The organism is Micromonospora sp. RTP1Z1 (assembly GCF_033804685.1).
In the GTDB taxonomy this organism is placed as follows: Bacteria; Actinomycetota; Actinomycetes; order Mycobacteriales; family Micromonosporaceae; genus Micromonospora.
The window spans coordinates 32,931-51,393 of the sequence record NZ_JAPFQV010000024.1 but is presented as its reverse complement, the minus strand read 5'-3'; the positions used below and the strand labels follow the sequence as shown (position 1 = coordinate 51,393).

General features: G+C 74.0%; 15 protein-coding genes and 1 pseudogene. 8 read left to right on the top strand and 8 right to left on the bottom strand.

The window, feature by feature from the left end:
* The first annotated feature begins 110 nt into the window (after positions 1 to 110).
* The gene (locus SLP03_RS14445) at positions 111 to 542 is read left to right on the top strand and encodes a hypothetical protein (RefSeq protein ID WP_319461102.1); all 432 of its coding nucleotides are present in this window, start codon (positions 111 to 113) and stop codon (positions 540 to 542) included.
* A gap of 114 nt (positions 543 to 656) precedes the next feature.
* Here the strand turns inward: SLP03_RS14445 and SLP03_RS14440 are convergent, their stop codons facing one another.
* The 5 genes from SLP03_RS14440 to dnaK form a co-directional block, all read right to left on the bottom strand.
* A complete protein-coding gene (locus SLP03_RS14440) occupies positions 657 to 866 on the bottom strand; it encodes a hypothetical protein (RefSeq protein ID WP_319461101.1) in 210 nt (69 codons plus the stop codon).
* 140 nt (positions 867 to 1,006) lie between these two features.
* The gene (locus SLP03_RS14435; RefSeq protein ID WP_319461100.1) at positions 1,007 to 1,447 is read right to left on the bottom strand and encodes a heat shock protein transcriptional repressor HspR; all 441 of its coding nucleotides are present in this window, start codon (positions 1,445 to 1,447) and stop codon (positions 1,007 to 1,009) included.
* 30 nt (positions 1,448 to 1,477) lie between these two features.
* Complete coding sequence (dnaJ, locus tag SLP03_RS14430; RefSeq protein WP_319461099.1) at positions 1,478 to 2,668, bottom strand: molecular chaperone DnaJ; 1,191 nt, start codon at positions 2,666 to 2,668, stop codon at positions 1,478 to 1,480.
* A gap of 78 nt (positions 2,669 to 2,746) precedes the next feature.
* Positions 2,747 to 3,505, bottom strand: coding sequence for a nucleotide exchange factor GrpE (grpE, locus tag SLP03_RS14425; protein ID WP_319461098.1), 759 nt, complete (start codon positions 3,503 to 3,505; stop codon positions 2,747 to 2,749).
* Between the two features lie 48 nt (positions 3,506 to 3,553).
* Positions 3,554 to 5,410 carry a molecular chaperone DnaK gene (dnaK, locus tag SLP03_RS14420; RefSeq protein WP_319461097.1) on the bottom strand — a complete coding sequence of 619 codons (1,857 nt, stop codon included), beginning with the start codon at positions 5,408 to 5,410 and terminating at the stop codon, positions 3,554 to 3,556.
* Between the two features lie 220 nt (positions 5,411 to 5,630).
* Between dnaK and SLP03_RS14415 the strand changes: the two genes are divergently transcribed.
* From SLP03_RS14415 to SLP03_RS14405, 3 genes and pseudogenes are all read left to right on the top strand, one after another.
* On the top strand, positions 5,631 to 7,472 hold the full coding sequence (locus tag SLP03_RS14415) for a GTPase domain-containing protein (RefSeq protein ID WP_319461096.1): 1,842 nt from the start codon (positions 5,631 to 5,633) through the stop codon (positions 7,470 to 7,472).
* A gap of 103 nt (positions 7,473 to 7,575) precedes the next feature.
* Positions 7,576 to 9,258 (top strand): annotated as a pseudogene (locus SLP03_RS14410) (GTPase); the annotation flags it as partial.
* A gap of 124 nt (positions 9,259 to 9,382) precedes the next feature.
* On the top strand, positions 9,383 to 10,606 hold the full coding sequence (locus SLP03_RS14405; RefSeq protein WP_319461095.1) for a hypothetical protein: 1,224 nt from the start codon (positions 9,383 to 9,385) through the stop codon (positions 10,604 to 10,606).
* Positions 10,607 to 10,664: 58 nt separating this feature from the next.
* Here SLP03_RS14405 and SLP03_RS14400 read toward each other — a convergent pair whose 3' ends face one another.
* Entirely contained in the window at positions 10,665 to 11,576 is a 912-nt protein-coding gene (locus SLP03_RS14400) for a hypothetical protein (RefSeq protein ID WP_319461094.1), read from the bottom strand.
* Positions 11,573 to 12,673, bottom strand: a complete 1,101-nt coding sequence (locus SLP03_RS14395) for an SPFH domain-containing protein (protein WP_319461093.1) — start codon at positions 12,671 to 12,673, stop codon at positions 11,573 to 11,575. Before SLP03_RS14395 ends, SLP03_RS14400 begins: the two co-directional genes overlap by 4 nt.
* A gap of 75 nt (positions 12,674 to 12,748) precedes the next feature.
* On the opposite strand from SLP03_RS14395, the gene SLP03_RS14390 reads away from it, so the two are divergent.
* Positions 12,749 to 13,435, top strand: a complete 687-nt coding sequence (locus SLP03_RS14390) for an NUDIX hydrolase (RefSeq protein WP_319461092.1) — start codon at positions 12,749 to 12,751, stop codon at positions 13,433 to 13,435.
* Between the two features lie 48 nt (positions 13,436 to 13,483).
* Here SLP03_RS14390 and SLP03_RS14385 read toward each other — a convergent pair whose 3' ends face one another.
* The gene (locus SLP03_RS14385; RefSeq protein WP_319461091.1) at positions 13,484 to 14,218 is read right to left on the bottom strand and encodes a hypothetical protein; all 735 of its coding nucleotides are present in this window, start codon (positions 14,216 to 14,218) and stop codon (positions 13,484 to 13,486) included.
* Positions 14,219 to 14,719: 501 nt separating this feature from the next.
* Between SLP03_RS14385 and pdhA the strand changes: the two genes are divergently transcribed.
* From pdhA to SLP03_RS14370, 3 genes are read left to right on the top strand one after another with little or no spacing between them, the layout of a single operon-like run.
* Positions 14,720 to 15,898: a pyruvate dehydrogenase (acetyl-transferring) E1 component subunit alpha gene (pdhA, locus tag SLP03_RS14380; RefSeq protein ID WP_319461090.1), complete on the top strand. Its 1,179-nt coding sequence runs from the start codon at positions 14,720 to 14,722 to the stop codon at positions 15,896 to 15,898.
* Complete coding sequence (locus SLP03_RS14375) at positions 15,898 to 16,887, top strand: alpha-ketoacid dehydrogenase subunit beta (RefSeq protein ID WP_319461089.1); 990 nt, start codon at positions 15,898 to 15,900, stop codon at positions 16,885 to 16,887. Before pdhA ends, SLP03_RS14375 begins: the two co-directional genes overlap by 1 nt.
* A 5-nt stretch (positions 16,888 to 16,892) precedes the next feature.
* Positions 16,893 to 18,365, top strand: coding sequence for a dihydrolipoamide acetyltransferase family protein (locus SLP03_RS14370; protein ID WP_319461125.1), 1,473 nt, complete (start codon positions 16,893 to 16,895; stop codon positions 18,363 to 18,365).
* Positions 18,366 to 18,463 lie beyond the last annotated feature (98 nt).

Below are 18,463 nucleotides of genomic sequence, written 5' to 3'. Positions count from 1 at the left end.
TGGTCCCGCAGAGGTCTTCCGCCGCCGCGCGAAACCGCGTTACCGTGTCGCCCCAGCAGCCAGGTCCGCGGGTGGCTGGTTCCCCCGCAAGCGGAAGCGGAAGGTTGGCCGTGAGCGTTCAGGAGTCGACGTTCCACGGCTTTGCCAACCCCGTTGATCCGTCGTCGGCGGAGCTGCGGGCGTGGGCGTACCAGCCGGATTCGGTGCCGCTCGCGTCGATGCCCCCGGACTGGGACCTGCTGGTCGCCGGCGACCATCTGGTGACGACGCTCTTCGAACTGGCGATGGACCCGGCCTGCCCGGCCCGGCGGTTCGCCCTGCACTGCCTCTACATCTATGCCGCCGACGGCATCCGGACGAACTTCCGGGCCCACCCGAAGCGCCGCTTCCGCAAGCTGGTCGAGCAGGCCGAACGGGCCGGCGACGAGCCGATGCGCAACTGGGCGCACAACAGCCGGGTGCTGCTGGCCCGGCCGGACCTCTTCGTCTACCACCACTGGTGCGAGGGCGGCCTGGTCCGGGAGAACAGCCGCCTCGGCTGAACCACGGCGGCCCGGCGCTGCTCGCCACGCGTCCACCCGACTGGAACCCCGCCGCCTTGAACGGCGAACGGGCCGGGACCCCCCGTGGGTCCCGGCCCGCACGTCGGCGGATCGTCAGCGTCCCGATCCGCCCTGCTTCCGGCGTCTGGCCTCGGTCCGCCCCTGGTCGATGCCGTGGTCGACCTGATCGGCGAACCTGCCGTTCTTGATCTCGTCGGTGAACTTGCCCTCGGTGACCTGGTCGAACTTCTCCCGTACGTTCTCGGCCACCTCTTCGAGCCGGTCCTCCGTCTGTTGGGCCACCTTCTTCGCCGATTCCGCCATGGCTCCCCCTGCCAGTTCGGAGTCCGGATTGAGCTGGTTGGACCTGATTCCGAGGCTAGCGAAACGGCCCGACCCGCGCCCGGGGATTCCCCGAACTGCGAGCCGGGCCGGTGTGGACCAGCGATCGAGCGGCGGGCGGGTCAGCGCTCCGGGTTACGGCGGGGACGCCAGACCACCAGCGCCGTCGAGGTGCGGTTCGTGGGCACGAGATCCCGGCCCGGGAAGGTGGCCAGCGCCTCCAGCTCGGCGATCCGCCGGTACGCGGCGTCCAGCTCCGCCTCCAGCTGGGCCACCCGCTGCTGCGCCTGCTCCAGCAGCCGCTCCAGCCCGATGATCCGCTTGACCCCGGCCAGGTTGATCCCGTCGTCCTGACTGAGCCGCTGCACCTCGCGGAGCAGCACCACGTCCCGGACGCTGTAGCGACGGCCGCCGCCGGCGGCGCGGCCCGGCTGCACCAGGCCGAGCCGGTCGTACTGGCGCAGGGTCTGCGGGTGCATCCCCGCCATTCGCGCGGCGACCGAGATCATCAGCACCTTGGCCTCGTAGGCAGGGTCACCCGAGCCGATGAACTCCTGCGACATCCCCACTCACCTCCGCAGCACCCGACCGGATCAACTGAACCGACGCACCCGCGCGTCGAGATGTTCCCGCGCGGCGTGCGGGGTCTGGTCGGCGAACGACTCCAGCGCCGCCCGCGCCTCGTCCGACACCTTCGCCGGCACCACCACGTCGAGGGTGACCAGCAGGTCCCCGGCCCGGCCGTCCTTGCGCACCACACCCTTGCCCCGGGCCCGCAGCACCCGACCGCTCGGCGTACCCGGTGGCACCCGCAGGGTCACCGTGCCGTCCAGGGTCGGCACCCGCAGGTCGGTGCCGAGCACCGCCTCCGGGAACGTGATCGGCACGGTCAGGGTCAGATCGTCCCCGGAGCGCCCGAACAGCTCGTCCGGGCGCACCTTCACCTGGACGAAGAGGTCGCCCGCCGGGCCGCCCCGCTCGCCGGGCTCGCCCCGCCCGGCGAGCCGGATCCGCTGGCCGTCGGCCACTCCGGCGGGGAAGCGGACGTTCAGGGTGCGGGTCTTGGTGACCCCGCCGGTGCCGCGGCACTCCGGGCACTTCTCCTCGACGACGGTGCCCACGCCCTGGCAGTTGCGGCACGGCTCGGAGAAGCTGAACGACCCCTGGTTGCGGGTGGTCACCCCGGCACCGTGGCAGGCCGGGCAGGCCACCGGCTGGGTGCCCGGCTTCGCCCCGTTGCCGTGGCAGGTGTCGCAGACGCCGGGAGCGCGCAGCGAGAGCGGCAGGGTCACCCCGCGTACCGCGTCGTCGAAGTCCAGGGCGACCTCGGTCTCGACGTCCCGACCGCGCGCCGGGCCTCGGGGGCGGGCCGGACCGCCGGCGCCGGTGCCGCCGGAGAAGATCGAGCTGAACAGGTCGGTGAAGCCACCTCCGCCGAAGCGGGTGTCACCGCCGCCACCCGCGCCGCCGGCGAACAGGTCGGAGACGTCGAACGGCACGCCGCCGGGTTGGCTCCCGCCGCGGGCGTTGCGGCGGAACGCGCCCGAGCCGAAGAGCGAGCGCATCTCGTCGTACTCGCGGCGCTTCTTCTCGTCGCCGAGCACCGCGTACGCCTCGGAGACGGCCTTGAACCGCTCCTCGGCCTTCGGGTCGCCGGGGTTGTGGTCCGGGTGCGACTCCCGGGCCACCTTCCGGTACGACTTCTTGATCTCGTCCGAGGAGGCGGACTTCTCCACGCCCAGCTCGGCGTAGTAGTCCTTCTCGATCCAGTCCTTGGAACTCAACGGTCCACCCCCTTCCACGGGACGTACCCCGTCGTCCCGCCCACCCCGGACGGGCGGGCGGGACGACACGGGTCGGTACTACTCCGGATCGGCCACCGCGACCAGCGCGGGCCGCAGCAGCCGCTCGCCGAGCTGGTAACCCCGGCGCATGACCTGCACGCAGGTCGGTTCGGTCACGTCGGCGGAGGTCTGGTGGGCCACCGCCTCGTGCCGGGTCGGGTCGAACGGGTCGCCCTGCTCGCCGAACGCGGTCAGGCCGAACTTGCCCAGCGCCGTGGTGAGCTGCTCGGCGACCGTGCCGAACGGGCCCACCAGGTCGCCGTGCTCGCGGGCCCGGTCCAGGTCGTCGAGGATCGGCAGCAGCGCGGCCAGCACCGAGCCGGTCGCCTGCTCCTGGACCAGGCTGCGGTCCCGGTCCACCCGCTTGCGGTAGTTGGCGTACTCCGCTGACACCCGCTGCAGGTCCCGGGTCCGCTCGTCCAGCTCGGCGCGGAGCGACTCCAGCTCGGCGCCGAGCAGCGCACCGCCGCCCTCCGCCGGCTGGGCCGGTGCGTCCACCACCGGCGGCCCGGCGGGCGCCGGACCGTCGACCGCGTTCGCCTCGACCTCGATCTCGTCGACGACGACCTCTGCCTCCTCGACCAGCCCCTCGGCCGGTGCCTCGGCCGGCGCGTCGGCGGGTGCGTCGGCGGCGGCCGGCTCCTTCGTCTTACTGATCTTGCGCTTGTCACGGATGACGACCCGCGGCTCCTCGCCAGCGGCCTGCCCGGCGCTCGCGGAGCCACCCGACGCCGACCCGGTGGAGCCCGGGCCGGCGGCTCGCGGCTTCTCCGTCATGCGGCTACCTCATCCCTCTGCCGTGGGTACGTGTCCGTCGGCGGCAGGTCACTTCTTGCCGTCCTCGTCCACGATCTCCGCGTCGACCACGTCGTCGGCGCCGCCGGCCTGCGGGCCACCGGTCGCACCCGCGCCCGGCCCGGCCGCACCCGGCTGCTCACCCTGCTCGGCCTGCTGCGAGTAGAGCAGCGAACCGGCCTGCTGCGAGACCTGGGCCAGCCGCTCGTGCGCCGCCTTGATCTTCTCGATGTCCTGGCCGCCGAGCGCACTGCGCAGCTCGCCGAGCGCCTCGTTGAGCTGCTCCCGGTTCTCGGCGGGGAGCTTGTCGCCGCTCTCGGCCAGGAACTTCTCGGTCTGCCACTGGAGCGCCTCGGCCACGTTCCGGGTCTCGGCCTCCTCGCGGCGGCGCTTGTCGTCGTCGGCGTGCTCCTCGGCGTCCCGGCGCATCCGCTCGATGTCGTCCTTCGGCAGCGAGGAGCCACCGGTGATCATCATCTTCTGTTCCTTGCCGGTGCCCAGGTCCTTGGCGTGCACGTTGACGATGCCGTTGGCGTCGATGTCGAAGGTGACCTCGATCTGCGGCACGCCACGCGGCGCCGGCGGGAGCCCGGTGAGCTCGAAGGTGCCGAGCTTCTTGTTGTAGGCCGCGATCTCCCGCTCGCCCTGGAACACCTGGATCAACACCGACGGCTGGTTGTCGTCCGCCGTGGTGAAGACCTCGGAGCGCTTGGTCGGGATGGTGGTGTTGCGCTCGATCAGCTTGGTGAAGATGCCGCCCTTGGTCTCGATGCCCAGGCTCAGCGGGGTCACGTCGAGCAGCAGGACGTCCTTGACCTCGCCCTTGAGCACACCGGCCTGCAGGGCGGCGCCGACCGCGACGACCTCGTCCGGGTTGACGCCCTTGTTCGGGTCCCGGCCGGTGAGCTGCTTGACCAGGTCGGTCACGGCCGGCATCCGGGTCGAGCCGCCGACCAGGATCACGTGGTCGACGTCGGAGACCTTGATCCCGGCGTCCTTCACGGCCTGCTCGAACGGGCCCTTGCAGCGGTCCAGCAGGTCCTGCGTCATCCGCTGGAACTCGGCGCGGCTGAGCGACACGTCCAGGTGCAGCGGACCGGCCGCGCCGGCGGTGATGTACGGCAGGTTGATGTTGGTGGTGGTGGCGGCGGAGAGCTCGATCTTGGCCTTCTCGGCCGCCTCGCGGAGCCGCTGCAGGGCCATCTTGTCCTGGCCCAGGTCGATGCCGTGCTCGCCCCGGAAGGTCTTCACCAGGTGGTCGATGATCCGCTGGTCCCAGTCGTCGCCACCGAGGTGGTTGTCACCGCTGGTCGACTTGACCTCGATGACGCCCTCGGCCAGCTCGAGCAGGGAGACGTCGAAGGTGCCGCCACCCAGGTCGAAGACCAGGACGGTCTGCTCCTTGGAGCCCTTGTCCAGCCCGTACGCCAGGGCGGCCGCGGTCGGCTCGTTGACGATCCGCAGCACGTTGAAGCCGGCGATCTCACCGGCCTCCTTGGTGGCCTGGCGCTGGCCGTCGTTGAAGTAGGCCGGGACGGTGATCACCGCGTCGGTGATCTGCTCGCCCAGGTACGCCTCGGCGTCCCGCTTGAGCTTCATCAGCGTCCGGGCCGAGATCTCCTGCGGGGTGTACTTCTTGCCATCGATGTCGACGGTCCAATTGGTGCCGATCTCCCGCTTGACCGACCGGATGGTCCGATCCGGGTTGGTGACCGCCTGGCGCTTGGCGACCTCACCGACGAGCACCTCGCCGTTGCGGGCGAACGCGACGATAGAGGGGGTCGTCCGCGAGCCTTCAGCGTTGGCGATGACGGTGGGTTCACCGCCCTCGAGAACGCTGACGCAGGAGTTCGTCGTGCCGAGGTCGATGCCGACCGCACGTGCCATGTTCGCTTCCTCGCTTCGTAACGTCGAGCAGGTGACGGGCATCGCCCGCTGGGTTCCGGCGGGCGTCGCCGTCAGCGATCCCACCACAAGTTGAGTGAACTTGACTCAATAGTGCCACGCCCCCTGGAAACCGCAAGTCGAGGTTGAGTCGACCCGACGCAACCCGACCGTTATTACCGTCCGGTTGTCTTCCCTTGCATCGGTCGGGCACGCTTTAGCGGTGACGACGCATGGCGATCCCGCCACCCCGCCCGGCGCGCCCGCCGTCGCAGTCCGCACCGGACCGCACGAGGCCGGGGAGGCTCCGCCCGGCACCACCGGCGACGGCCTGTCCGCGGCGCTCGCCGGCCTGCGGGCCGCGATCGGCGCGGCCCGGTTCCCGCTGGCCCTGCCCTCGGCCGAACCGGCCCGGCACGCCGCGGCCGGCCTCACCGACCAGCTCGACGACTACCTGCTGCCCCGGCTGGCCCGGCTCGACGCGCCGCTGCTGGTGGTGGTCGGCGGGTCCACCGGGGCCGGCAAGTCGACCCTGGTCAACAGCCTGGTCCAGGCGCGGGTGAGCGCCGCCGGCGTGCTCCGCCCGACCACCCGCTCCCCGGTGCTGGTCTGCAACCCGACCGACTCGGCCTGGTTCCGCCAGGGCGACCTGCTGCCCGGCCTCACCCGCACCAACGAGCCGAGCGAGAACCCGGGCACCCTGCACCTGGTCACCGCACCCGCGCTCCCCGCCGGGCTGGCCTTCCTCGACGCGCCCGACATCGACTCGGTGGTCGACGCCAACCGGGCCCTCGCCGGCCAGCTGCTGGCCGCGGCCGACCTCTGGCTCTTCGTCACCACCGCCGCCCGGTACGCCGACGCCGTCCCTTGGGAGCTGCTGCGCAGCGCCCGCGCCCGGGGCGCGGTGATCGCCATGGTGCTCGACCGGGTGCCCCCGGAGGCGGCCGACGAGATCGCCGCCCACCTGTCGGAGATGCTCGCCGCCCAGGAGCTCGGCGCCGCGCCGCTCTTCGTGCTGCCCGAGACCTGGGTCGACGGCCAGGGGCTGCTCCCCGACAAGGTCACCGCCCCGCTGAGCGCCTGGTTCTCCCGGCTCGCCGCCGACGCCGACGTCCGGTCCGCCGTGGTCCGGCAGACCCTGGACGGGGCGCTCGCCGCCCTGCAACCCGCCGTCGACGGGCTGGCCGACGCCGCCGACGAGCAGGTGGCCGCCGCCGACGCGCTGGAGGAGCGGGTGCGGGCGGCGTACCGGGGAGCGGAGCGGACCGTCGAGCAGGGGCTCAAGGACGGCCGGCTGCTCCGCGGCGAGGTGCTGGCCCGCTGGCAGGAGTTCGTCGGCACCGGCGAGTTCTTCCGCACCCTGGAGGCGCGGATCGGTCGGCTCCGGGACCGGGTGGTCGCGGCGGTGACCGGGCGTCCGGCGCCCGCCGCCGAGCTGCGGAACGCGATCGAGTCGCAGCTGGTCATCCTGTTGCGCGGGGTCGCCTCGGAGGCGGCGGAGAACGCGTACACCGGATGGAAGGCGCACCCGGCGGGGGCGGCGCTGCTCGACCCCCCACTCGCCCATCCCTCCGAGGACCTGCCCGAACGCGCCGAGCGGCTGGTCCGCGACTGGCAGCGCGGGGTGCTGGACCTGGTTCGCGAGGAGGGCGGCGACCGCCGCTTCGTGGCCCGGACGGCCGCGTACGCGGTGAACGCCACCGGACTGGCCGTGATGATCGCCGTTTTCGCCTCGACCGCCTTCATCCCGACCGGCCTGGAGGTGGCCACCGGCGCCGGCACCACGGTCGCCGCGCAGGCGGTGCTCCAGGCGATCTTCGGCGACCAGGCGGTGCGCAACCTGGCCAACAAGGCCCGGGACGAGCTGCTCGACCGGGTCGGGGCGCTGCTCGAGGAGGAGGCGGCCCGCTACCTCGGCCGGACGGCGGAGGCCCGCCCGGTCGCCGAGACCGGCACCGCCCTGCGCCGGGCCGCCGCCGAGGTGGAGATGGCCCGGCACCGCAGCGGCCTGTCCCGCACCGACGGCCCGGTGCTGCCCCCCGCCGGAACGGGTGGGGCGCGGTGAGCGCGAGGAGCGAGCGTTCCTGGACGGCTCGCGTGACACGCCGCCGCGCCGGAACGCGAGTCGAGCCTGCGAGCCCCGCAGTCGCGAACGAAGGCTGGCGCAGATGACCAACATCGTCGGCCGGGTGCGCGAGGCGTTCCGGGGTGACCAGCAGGTCGACCCGGATGCGCTGATCGCCCGCCTGGAGGCCGTCCAACGCTTCCTCGGCGCCGTGGACGGCCAGGTGCCGGACGCGCGCCTGGTCACCGCGCACACCGTCGTCGAGCGGGCCGGCACCCGGCTCACCCTCTCCGGCGACCACACCGTGGTCGCCCTGGCCGGGGCCACCGGCAGCGGCAAGTCCAGCCTGTTCAACGCCCTCGCCCGGCTGGACCTGTCGCCGGTCGGCGTGCGGCGGCCGACCACCGGCGTGGCGCACGCCTGCGTCTGGGGGCCGCTGGGTGGCGCCAGCCGGCTGCTCGACTGGCTCGGCGTGCTGCCCCGGCACCGATTCGTCCGGGAGAGCGCGCTCGACGGCGAGGACGAGTCCGCCCTGCGCGGGCTGGTCCTGCTGGACCTGCCCGACTTCGACTCGGTGCAGCGGACCCATCGGCTGGAGGTGGACCGCCTGCTCGGCCTGGTCGACCTGGTGGTCTGGGTGGTCGACCCGCAGAAGTACGCCGACCGGGTGATCCACACCAGTTACCTGCGCGAGTTCCACCGGCACCGGGACGTCACCGTGGTCGTGCTCAACCAGGCCGACCGGCTGGCCCCGGCCGAGCTGCCCCGGGTGCTGGCCGACCTGCGCCGCCTGCTCGACGCCGACGGGCTGGACGGGGTTCCGCTGCTCCCCACCGTCGCGGTCGACCCGGCCGGGTTGGCCGGGCTGCGCGGGGCGCTGGAGCGTACGGTCGCCGAGCAACAGGCGGCGCTACGCCGGTTGGCCGGCGACGTGGACACCGTGGTGGCCGGGCTGGAACCGCTGGTCGGCGCGGAGCCGCCGCGTACCGGCCCGGACGACGGGTCGACGCGGGAACTCACCCGGGCGCTGTCCGGTGCGGCCGGAGTGCCGACGGTGGCGGAGGCGGTCGAGGGCGCGTACCGGCACCGGGCCGGCGGGACGACCGGCTGGCCGCTGGTCAAGGGCTGGCGCAGACTGCGGCCGGACCCGCTGCGCCGGCTGCACCTGCCGGGGCCGGGCGGGGACGCCGACGCGCCCGCGGAGAGCCTGGTCGCGGCGACGTCCGTACCGGATCCGACCACCGCGCAGCGCTCGGCGCTCAACCTGGCCATCCGCGCGGTGGCCGACCGGTCCGGCGCCGACCTGCCGGCGCCCTGGCCGACCGCGGTGACCGCCGCGGCCCGGTCCCGGCTCGGCGACCTGCCCGACGGGCTGGACCGCGCGGTGGCCGGCACCGACCTGGGGCTGGACCGGCGGCCGGCCTGGTGGCGGGTCGTCGGCGGCCTCCAGTGGCTGGTCACCGCCGCGGCGCTGGCCGGGCTGGGCTGGCTCGCGCTCGGCTACGGCCTGCGGGCGCTCGGCCTGCCGGAGCTCGACTACCCGAGGGGGGGCGAGGTCCCGCTGCCGACGGTGCTCCTCCTCGGCGGGCTGCTCGCCGGGCTGCTGGTGGCGGCGCTGACCAGACCGGTGGTCCGGTGGGCGGCGCGGCGGGCCCGCCGGCGGGCGGAGAAGCGGCTCATCATCTCGGTGGGGACGGTCGGCGAGGAGTACGTGCTCGTCCCGGTACGCGCCGTGCTGACCCGGTACGCGCAGGCCCGCGAGGCACTCCGGGACGCCGCCCGGCGCTGCGCGCCGACCGACCACTCCGGGACGCCGCGACCACCCGCCCGGCCGGACCGGCCGGGAGCGCGGGGGCCGGCTCGGCGTGCTGGCAGGTGTCCGGGCCGGGACGGCGGCGTAGGGTCGGTGCATGGCCACGCCACAGACCCCCTACGAGGCGGTGCTGCACGCCGCCCGCGACGTGACGAGGCTCGACTGCGCCCTCGACGCGGAGATGCTCGGCGCCGCGCTGCTCGGCAGCGTGTACGCCGTCGCGGAGACCGACCGGGAGACCGCCGTCCGGGAGTTCGTGACCGGCTTCCTCGCCGCCACCTCCCGCCGCCGCAGCGCCGCCGCCACCACCATCCGCGCCGTCTTCGCCGCCCTGGTGCCGGACGCCGACGGGACCGGCCGGGTCCGCCCCGGCGCGCAGGCGCCGGCCTGGGCCGGCCAGCTCGGGCGGGTCCACCTCACCGGCGTCTGGTCCTACGGCGACGTGTACGGCGACCAGACCTCGTACCTCGCCACCTACGCGTACGACGACGCCGAGGGTGGCCCGGAGCACGCCCTGGTGGCGCTGGTCGACCACAACATCGGCATCACGAAGGACGTGTTCGTCGGCGGCCCCGCCGAACGGATCCTCGAACAGGTCCGACAGATGTGCACCGAGGACGAGCTGACCTGGTTCCGCACCGAGGAGCCGGCCCGGATGCGCGGGGAGGTGACCCGGCACCTGACGGTCACCGACGACCTGGGCGAACTGCCCGCGGCGGGCTCGCTCGCCACCGACCGGGCTCTGGTCGGCGCGCGGCTGGCCGTGCTGCCCGCACCGGCTGGCGCGAACGGCGCCGCGTCCGTTCCGCCGCTCACCGACCACGAGCGCACCCGGCTGGTCCGGGGCTTCCTCGGCTCGGCGGACGCCGCCCGGTTCGGCCTGGACTCGGTGGCCGATGCCGAGCTGGCCTCGCTGCACTTCTGCCTGGGCCTGCTGCTCGACCACGCGCAGAGCTTCCCGGACGCCGACCCGATGCGGTGGAGCCCCACGGTCGCCGAGCTGTTCCTGCTCGACTGGGTGCACCGGCGGGCCGTGCTGGACATGGACGACGCCGCCATGCTGCCCCGGGTGCTCCGTGGCTGGGCGGCGTACGCGGCCCGGCAGCGGGGCCTGCCGGAGGCGGCGGCCCGCCGGACGGACGAGGCGGTCGAGGAGATGGTGCCCGAGTTCGCCCGCCTCTACAGCACGGGCGAGCGGCGCAGCCCCGCGACCGCCGCCGTGGCCCAGCTGATGGCCGACGGCGTCGACCCGGACGACCCGGCCGCCCTGGACGCCTGGATCGAGGCCAACCGGCACCGCCTCACCGACGACCCCGCCTGACGCACCCGCCGCCCCCGCCCCTCCGGGTGCGGGGGCGGCGGGGGCCGCAGCGGGCCGCTCAGGGCTCTACGAGGGTGAGGCGGCGGGGAGCGACGTCGACCGTGACGCGTTGGCCCCAGGCCAGGGTGAGGCGGTCGGCCTCCAGGCCGTCGGCGAAGGCGACCAGGCCGTCGGACTCGGCGACCAGCTCCAAGCGGTCGACGCCGTCGATCCGGCCGGCGGTGAGGCTCACCCCGGTGACCGGGGAGGGCCACGCCTCCCGGACGAACCAGCAGAGCGCCTCCTCCTCCGGGGCGGGCGGCCGCGGCGCACCCGGACGGTCGCGCGCGATGGACGCGCACCAGCCGGTCGCCCCCGTACCGCTGCCGATCACCACCCCGGAGGAGGAGTGCCGTTCCCGCCGGGCCCGCCCGGCGTCGGCGACGGTGAGCAGGTAGCGGGCGGACTGGTGGGAGGCGTGGCCGACGTACACCTCGTTGAGGCCGACCAGCTCCTGCTCGTCGTCGAGCGCGGCCCTGACCATCGCGCGGCCCCGGGTCGGCGCCGCGCCGGCGGCGACCGCCGGGAGCAGACCGGCGAGCTGCCTGGCGGCGAACCGGACCAGCACACCGGCGTTGCGGCCGGGCTCCGGGTCGACGCCGATCACCGGCTGCCGGTCCAGGTACTTCGCCACGTTGGCGACCAGGCCGTCCGGACCGACCGCGACCACGACGTCCTCCGGACCGAAGAGGAACCGGGGCAGGTCGTCACGGTCCACCGCGCCGCGCCGCCAGTTGGCCGGGACGGCGGCGCCGACCGTGGTCAGCGCCGCCTGCAGGGCCGCGTGCCGGTCGACCACCGCGGCGAGGTCCCGGCCCCGCTCCCGCAGGTACCAGGCCGCCGCCGCGCGGGTGCCGTGCCGGGCCAGCAGCTCGTCCAGCTCGCTGCGGCGGCTCACCATGACCACCCGCGGGGCCAGGGTCGCGCTCACCGGCCCGGCGCGCCGGCCAGCTTGGCCAGCAGGTCGGTCACCACGTCGGGGGTCACGGTGAGCTGGCCGATCTGCGGAAGTTGGCCGGCGATCTCCCGGACCGTCAGGGCCCGCAGCACCTCCGGCGGGAGTTCGGCGTACGCGGCCAGCTTCGCCGCCTCCGCCTCGGCCTCGGCGTGGCCGACCGCGCGTACGCCGTCGGCGCGGGCCGCCGCGAGCACCCGGTCCTTCTCGGCCGCGCCGCCGGCAAGGACGCGCTCCTTCTCCGCCTCGGCGGCGGCGAGCACTCGGGCCCGCTCGGCGGCCGCCGCGTTGGCGACCTTCTCGCGTTCCGCCTTGCCCTGGGCGGCGGCCAGCTCGGCGGCGGCGTCCAGTTCGGCCCGGCGGCGGGTGTTCGCCCCGTGCTGCTCGACGAGCTGCTGCTCCCGGCGGGCCAGTTCGATCTTGTTCTGGAGCTCGTTCTCGGCGATGGAGCGCTCCTGCTCGACGGCCTGGGCGCGGCGGGCATAGGTGGCCCGGTCGGCCTCGACCTGCACCGCCTCCCTGGTCGGCGTCTGGAGGGCGCGTTCCAGCTCGGGCTCGGGCCGGATCGCCACCACGCGGGCGCTGACCACGGCGACGCCGAGGTCGGTGAGGCGGGGGTCGTCGTCGAGCGCGCCGGAGACCGCCTCGCGGACCGGCGCCACGGTGGTCAGCGCCTCCGCCAGGGGCACCCGGGCGAGCAGGTCGAGGGCGGGCTGCTGGGCCAGCTCGGCCAGCAGGGTGGCCACCTGGTCGAGCGGCCGGGACCGGGCCCTGCCGGTGCGCGGGTCGACGGAGAAGTCGAGGCGGCCGGCGGCCCGCGCCGGGTCGGCGACCCGGTAGGTCACGGTGGCCTGCACGGTGATGTCGGCGAAGTCGCCGGTCCGGGCGTGGAAGAGCAGCGGCAGCTCCCGGTCGTCCACGGGCACCTCGCTGAGCACGGCGTTCAGCGGCCGGTACCAGAACGACTGCCCGGTCCCCTCGCGACGGACCTTGCCGCCCACGTGCAGCCGGACCCAGCTGGTCGGCGTCCCGCGCAGGTGGCGCAGGAACAGTCGCCTCGTCACATCGGCCATGATCGGCTCCTCCCCTTTTTCGTCTAACCGACGATAACTGTTCTGCTAGGTTATCGTCAAGGTGGTGATAAAGAGATGTCCGAGTACCCGCCCTTCGCCGTGACGGTCGACCTGGTCGTGCTCACCGTCCGGTCGGACGAGCTGAGCGTGCTGCTGGTCCGCCGCGGCATCCCGCCGTACCAGGGGCGCTGGGCGCTGCCCGGCGGCTTCGTCGGCATCGACGAGGACCTGCCCGACGCGGCCGCCCGGGAGCTGACCGAGGAGACCGGGCTACCCGAGCCCGCCGGGCACCTGGAGCAGCTCGGCACGTACGGCCGGCCGGACCGGGACCCGCGCGGCCGGGTGGTCACCGTGGCCTGGCTGGCCCTGCTGCCCGACCTGCCGACCCCGGTGGCCGGCAGCGACGCCGCCTCCGCCGACTGGCTGCCGGTCTCCCGGCTCACCCCCGGGCAGCTCGCCTTCGACCACGACCGAATCCTGGCCGACGGACTGGAACGGGCCCGGGCCAAGCTGGAGTACACCCCGCTGGCGAGCGCCTTCTGCCCACCCGAGTTCACCGTGGCGCAGCTGCGCACGGTCTACGAGACGGTGTGGGGCACCCGACTGGATCCGCGCAACTTCCACCGCAAGGTCACCGGCACCCCCGGCTTCGTGGAGCCGGTCGGCCGCGCCACCGAGGGCGAGCGCGGGCGGCCCGCGCAACTCTTCCGGCGCGGCCCGGCCACCCTGCTGCACCCACCGATGCTCCGCCCCGAACGCTGACCGCCCCGGCTCCGGTCGGGCCCGTCGGCCCTGCCTGGGGCAGACCCGTCAGCTCAGGGTCGTCGGGCTCAGCGTCGGCCCCGGAGACCCGACCGGCGGCCCGCTGGTGACGGTGGGCGCGGGGGAACCCTCCGGCGACGGGGTCCCGGTTGGTCCGGTGGTGGCCGTCGGCGAGGGGTCGGGCGCCGGCGCCGAGAGGGTGCTGGTCGGGTCGGCGGTCGGAGTCGGGGACGGATCCGGCGTCGGCGGGTCGGAGGGTGAGGGCGAGGGGGTCGGCGACGGGCGCGGTGAGCTGGTCGGCCTGGTCCGGATGGGTCCGGGGGTGGGCCCGGGCGGGGGTGTCGCCGGGCGCGACCGGCACACCGAGCCGGGATCGGCGGCCGGGGGCAGCACCGGGGCGGCCGCCAGCAGCGGCGGCGCGGGCGGCGGCAGGGTGCTCGTGGCGGTCGGGCCGACCGCCGGCGTCCGGGGCGTGCCCAGCATCGGCTGACCGGTCGCGGGGAGCGAGATCACCACCGGGCCGACCGACGGCGTCGGGATGAACGGCGTGCTGTTGTCCGGCAGCGCGGTGCTGCCGACGGTGGCCGACCCGGCGCTGATGGCGGCGAGGATCGGCATCGACGCGGTGCCGGCGAGCAGGGCGACGGTGAACAGGTAGCCTCGGCTGGGGCCGCCCAGTCCGGGCGCCCGGTGCGCCCCGACCACCGGTCGGTAACCGGCGCCGGGGGCCGCGTGGCGGCGGCCGAGGAATGGCGTTCCGGGACCCTCGCCTGGCTCGGACACCGGCACACTCCTCGTCATCGACATCGGCGGGCTCGTCGGTGGCGTGGGCGCGGGACCTAAACGGACAAACGCCACTTAAGGCTCACCAGATACCAGTCAGCTTGGACCAGTTACGCTCAGTTCACCAGCCATCACCGCGTGTCGACACACAATTTGTCCGCCGGGGCGACCGTTCCAGGTGACAAACCTGTCTATCCGTCGCGTACCAGACGGAACGCCGCAGGCACCGAGGGTCATATTGTGGGGCCACTCACCTCCTCTGCAATCATTCAGGCACGACGGCAACGCAGCCGCTACCTCCGCGCACCCCGCGGCTGGTGCGGTACGGCGCCGGCGCTCCCGATCCGGGTTCGCCCAAGAATCCGGCTCAACGCCGCGCGGCAACCCTCACCGGGGCTAGGCGCGGCCGCCAGAGACCAGCCCGGCACCAGCCGGGCGGCGCACGAGTTGCGCGGCACGGGTCACCCCCGGCGCCGACGCAGACACGACAGGGAGAGACGGATGGCAAAGGGCGACCCCGGGGTCACCACCCGCGGCCGGCGGGCCGCACCCCGTTCCACGCGAGCCGCCACGGCGGGCGAGCCGGAACTCGTACAGCTGCTGACGCCCGAGGGCGAGCGGATCGAGAGCGCGACCGGCCCGGACGGGACCGAGTACCGCGCCGACTTCACCGACGAGGAGTACCGCGGGCTCTACCGCGACCTCGTGCTGGTCCGCAAGCTCGACGCCGAGGCGACCGCGCTGCAGCGCCAGGGCGAGCTGGGCCTCTGGGCCAGCCTGCTGGGCCAGGAGGCCGCGCAGGTCGGCTCCGGCCGGGCGCTGCGTACCCAGGACATGGCCTTCCCGACCTACCGGGAGCACGGCGTCCTCTACTGCCGGGGCATCGACCCGATCATGCCGCTCGGCCTGTTCCGTGGCGTCGACCAGGGCGGCTGGGACCCCAACGAGTTCAAGTTCAACATGTACACGATCGTCATCGGGGCGCAGACCCTGCACGCGACCGGGTACGCCATGGGCGTCCACATGGACGGCAAGACCGGCAGCGACGACGGCGAGGCGGTGATCGCCTACTTCGGCGACGGCGCCACCAGCCAGGGCGACGTCAACGAGGCGTTCGTCTGGGCCAGCGTCTTCAACTCCCCGCTGGTGTTCTTCTGCCAGAACAACCAGTACGCCATCTCGGAGCCGCTGGAGCGGCAGACCCGCGTCCCGCTGTACCAGCGGGCGGGCGGCTTCGGCTTCCCCGGCGTCCGGGTGGACGGCAACGACGTGCTCGCGTCGTACGCGGTGACCCGGCACGCGATGGACAACGCCCGGCTGGGCCAGGGCCCGAGCCTGATCGAGGCGTACACCTATCGGATGGGGGCGCACACCACCTCCGACGACCCGACCCGCTACCGGATAGCCAGCGAGGTCGAGGCCTGGAAGGCCAAGGACCCGATCGCGCGGATGAAGGCGTTCCTGACCAAGCAGCAGATCGCCGACGCGGACTTCTTCGCCGCCGTCGACGAGCAGGCCCGTACCGAGTCGGTGCACCTGCGCGAGCGGGTGCTCGAGATGCCCAACCCGGAGCCGGTGACGATGTTCGACCACGTCTACCCCAACGGGTCCCCGGAGCTCGACGAGCAGCGGGCGCAGTTCAGCAAGTACATGGAGTCGTTCGAGGGGAGCGCCCACTGATGGCCACGGAGACGCTCACCCTCGGCAAGGCCCTCAACACAGGTCTGCGCAAGGCCCTGGAGAACGACCCGAAGGTCGTCATCATGGGCGAGGACGTCGGCAAGCTCGGCGGCGTCTTCCGGATCACCGACGGCCTGCAGAAGGACTTCGGCGACCAGCGGGTGATCGACACCCCGCTGGCCGAGTCCGGCATCATCGGCACCGCGGTCGGCCTGGCCATCCGCGGCTACCGCCCGGTCTGCGAGATCCAGTTCGACGGCTTCGTCTACCCCGCGTACGACCAGATCGTGTCGCAGGTGGCGAAGATGCACTACCGCTCGCAGGGCAAGGTGCGGATCCCGATGGTCATCCGGATCCCCTACGGCGGTGGCATCGGCGCGGTCGAGCACCACTCCGAGTCGCCCGAGGCGTACTTCGCGCACACCGCCGGCCTGAAGGTCGTGACCTGCTCGAACCCGCAGGACGCGTACTCGATGATCCAGCAGGCGATCGCCTCGGACGACCCGATCGTCTTCATGGAGCCGAAGCGGCGCTACTGGGAGAAGGGGCCGGTCGAGCTGGACGCCCCGCTGGGCGCGGCGTACCCGCTGCACTCCGCCCGGGTCGTCCGCGCCGGCACCGACGCCACCGTGCTGGCGTACGGGCCGATGGTGCGGACCTGCCTGGACGCGGCGACCGCCGCCGCCGAGGACGGCCGCGAGCTGGAGGTCATCGACCTGCGCACGCTCTCCCCGCTGGACCTGACCGCCGCCTACGAGTCGGTGCAGCGCACCGGCCGCTGCGTGGTCGTCCACGAGGCCCCGGGCAACCTGGGCCTGGGCTCGGAGATCGCGGCCCGGATCACCGAGGAGTGCTTCTACTCCCTGGAGTCCCCGGTGCTGCGCGTCACCGGCTTCGACACCCCCTACCCGGCCAGCCGGGTGGAGGAGGAGTACCTGCCCGACCTCGACCGAGTGCTCGACGCCGTCGACCGCACCTTCGGCTGGTGAGCGGCATGTCACGGATCAAGGAGTTCAACCTCCCCGACCTGGGCGAGGGCCTGACCGAGGGCGAGATCCTCGCCTGGCTGGTCAAGGTGGGCGACGTCATCGAACTGAACCAGCCGATCGTCGAGGTGGAGACGGCCAAGGCGGCCGTCGAGATCCCGGCGAAGTGGGCCGGCCAGGTGCATGCGATCTTCCACCCGGAGGGGAGCACGGTCGAGGTCGGCACGCCGATCATCGCGATCGACACCGACCCGGGCGCCGGGCCGATCGCGCAGTCGACGACCGGTGCGCCGGCCGCCGCGCTGCCGACCCCGTCGGCGGCCTCGCTGGCCGCGGTCGAGGTGGCCCCGGCCGAGGGCGCGATCGAGCCGGGCCTGATCGGCGGTCCCGCCCCGGGCGGGCGTACCGCCGTGCTGGTCGGCTACGGCCCGCGCACCACGGCGGCCAAGCGCCGGCCGCGCAAGGGCGGGGCCCCGGCCCAGCCGCCGGCGGCTCCGGCCGCGCCGGTCCAGGCCGCGCCGGCTCCGGCCGCTCCGGTGGCCCCGGTGTCGCCCGCTCCAGCGGCGAACGGCAACGGGCGGGCCGGCGGGCTGGTGCTGGCCAAGCCGCCGGTGCGCAAGCTCGCCAAGGATCTCGGCGTCGACCTGGGCACGCTGACCGGCTCGGGCCCGCAGGGCTCGATCACCCGGGAGGACGTACAGCGGGCGGCGAGCGGGACCGCGGCGGCGGCCGAGCCGCTGACGGCCGCGGTGCCGGCCACGGCGGCCGCGAGCTTCGGCGCGGACCGCGAGCAGCGCATCCCGGTCAAGGGGGTACGCAAGCTCACCGCCGAGAACATGTCCCGCTCGGCGTTCACCGCCCCGCACGTGACGGAGTTCCTGACCGTCGACGTGACCCGGGCGATGAAGGCTCTGGACCGGCTCCGGGAGCGGCGGGAGTGGCGCGACGTGCGGGTCTCGCCGCTGCTGCTGGTGGCCAAGGCGGTGCTGCTGGCGGTCAAGCGCCACCCGATGGTCAACTCGACCTGGGCCGGCGACGAGATCGTGGTCAAGGACTACGTCAACCTGGGCATCGCGGCGGCCACCGAGCGTGGCCTGATCGTGCCGAACATCAAGGACGCCGGGCGGCTCTCGCTGCGCGAGCTGGCGGACGCGATGACCGGCCTGGTGCAGACGGCGAAGGCCGGCCGCACCTCACCGGCCGACATGTCCGCCGGCACGCTGACCATCACCAACGTCGGCGTGTTCGGGGTGGACACCGGTACACCGATCCTGCCCCCGGGCGAGTCGGCGATCCTGGCCTTCGGCGCGGTCCGCGAGCTGCCGTGGGTGCACAAGGGCAAGGTCAAGCCGCGCCAGGTGACCACCCTGGGCCTGTCGTTCGACCACCGGATCATCGACGGTGAGCTCGGCTCGAAGTTCCTCCGCGACATCGGGGACTTCCTGGCCGATCCGGAGGCGGCGCTGCTCGCCTGGACCTGACGGTCCACGACACCAGGCCACGGCCGGTGTGCCACGGGTGAACACCCGGCACACCGGCCGTGTCCGTTGGGCAAAGGAATCGTCAGCCAAGACCACCT

Excerpts from the sequence above, each read along its gene's own strand:
- SLP03_RS14440 (WP_319461101.1), bottom strand. The coding sequence starts at position 866 with ATGGCGGAATCGGCGAAGAAGGTGGCCCAACAGACGGAGGACCGGCTC.
- SLP03_RS14435 (WP_319461100.1), bottom strand. The coding sequence starts at position 1,447 with ATGTCGCAGGAGTTCATCGGCTCGGGTGACCCTGCCTACGAGGCCAAG.
- grpE (WP_319461098.1), bottom strand. The coding sequence starts at position 3,505 with ATGACGGAGAAGCCGCGAGCCGCCGGCCCGGGCTCCACCGGGTCGGCG.
- dnaK (WP_319461097.1), bottom strand. The coding sequence starts at position 5,410 with ATGGCACGTGCGGTCGGCATCGACCTCGGCACGACGAACTCCTGCGTC.
- SLP03_RS14405 (WP_319461095.1), top strand. The coding sequence starts at position 9,383 with ATGGCCACGCCACAGACCCCCTACGAGGCGGTGCTGCACGCCGCCCGC.
- SLP03_RS14395 (WP_319461093.1), bottom strand. The coding sequence starts at position 12,673 with ATGGCCGATGTGACGAGGCGACTGTTCCTGCGCCACCTGCGCGGGACG.
- SLP03_RS14390 (WP_319461092.1), top strand. The coding sequence starts at position 12,749 with ATGTCCGAGTACCCGCCCTTCGCCGTGACGGTCGACCTGGTCGTGCTC.
- pdhA (WP_319461090.1), top strand. The coding sequence starts at position 14,720 with ATGGCAAAGGGCGACCCCGGGGTCACCACCCGCGGCCGGCGGGCCGCA.
- SLP03_RS14375 (WP_319461089.1), top strand. The coding sequence starts at position 15,898 with ATGGCCACGGAGACGCTCACCCTCGGCAAGGCCCTCAACACAGGTCTG.
- SLP03_RS14370 (WP_319461125.1), top strand. The coding sequence starts at position 16,893 with ATGTCACGGATCAAGGAGTTCAACCTCCCCGACCTGGGCGAGGGCCTG.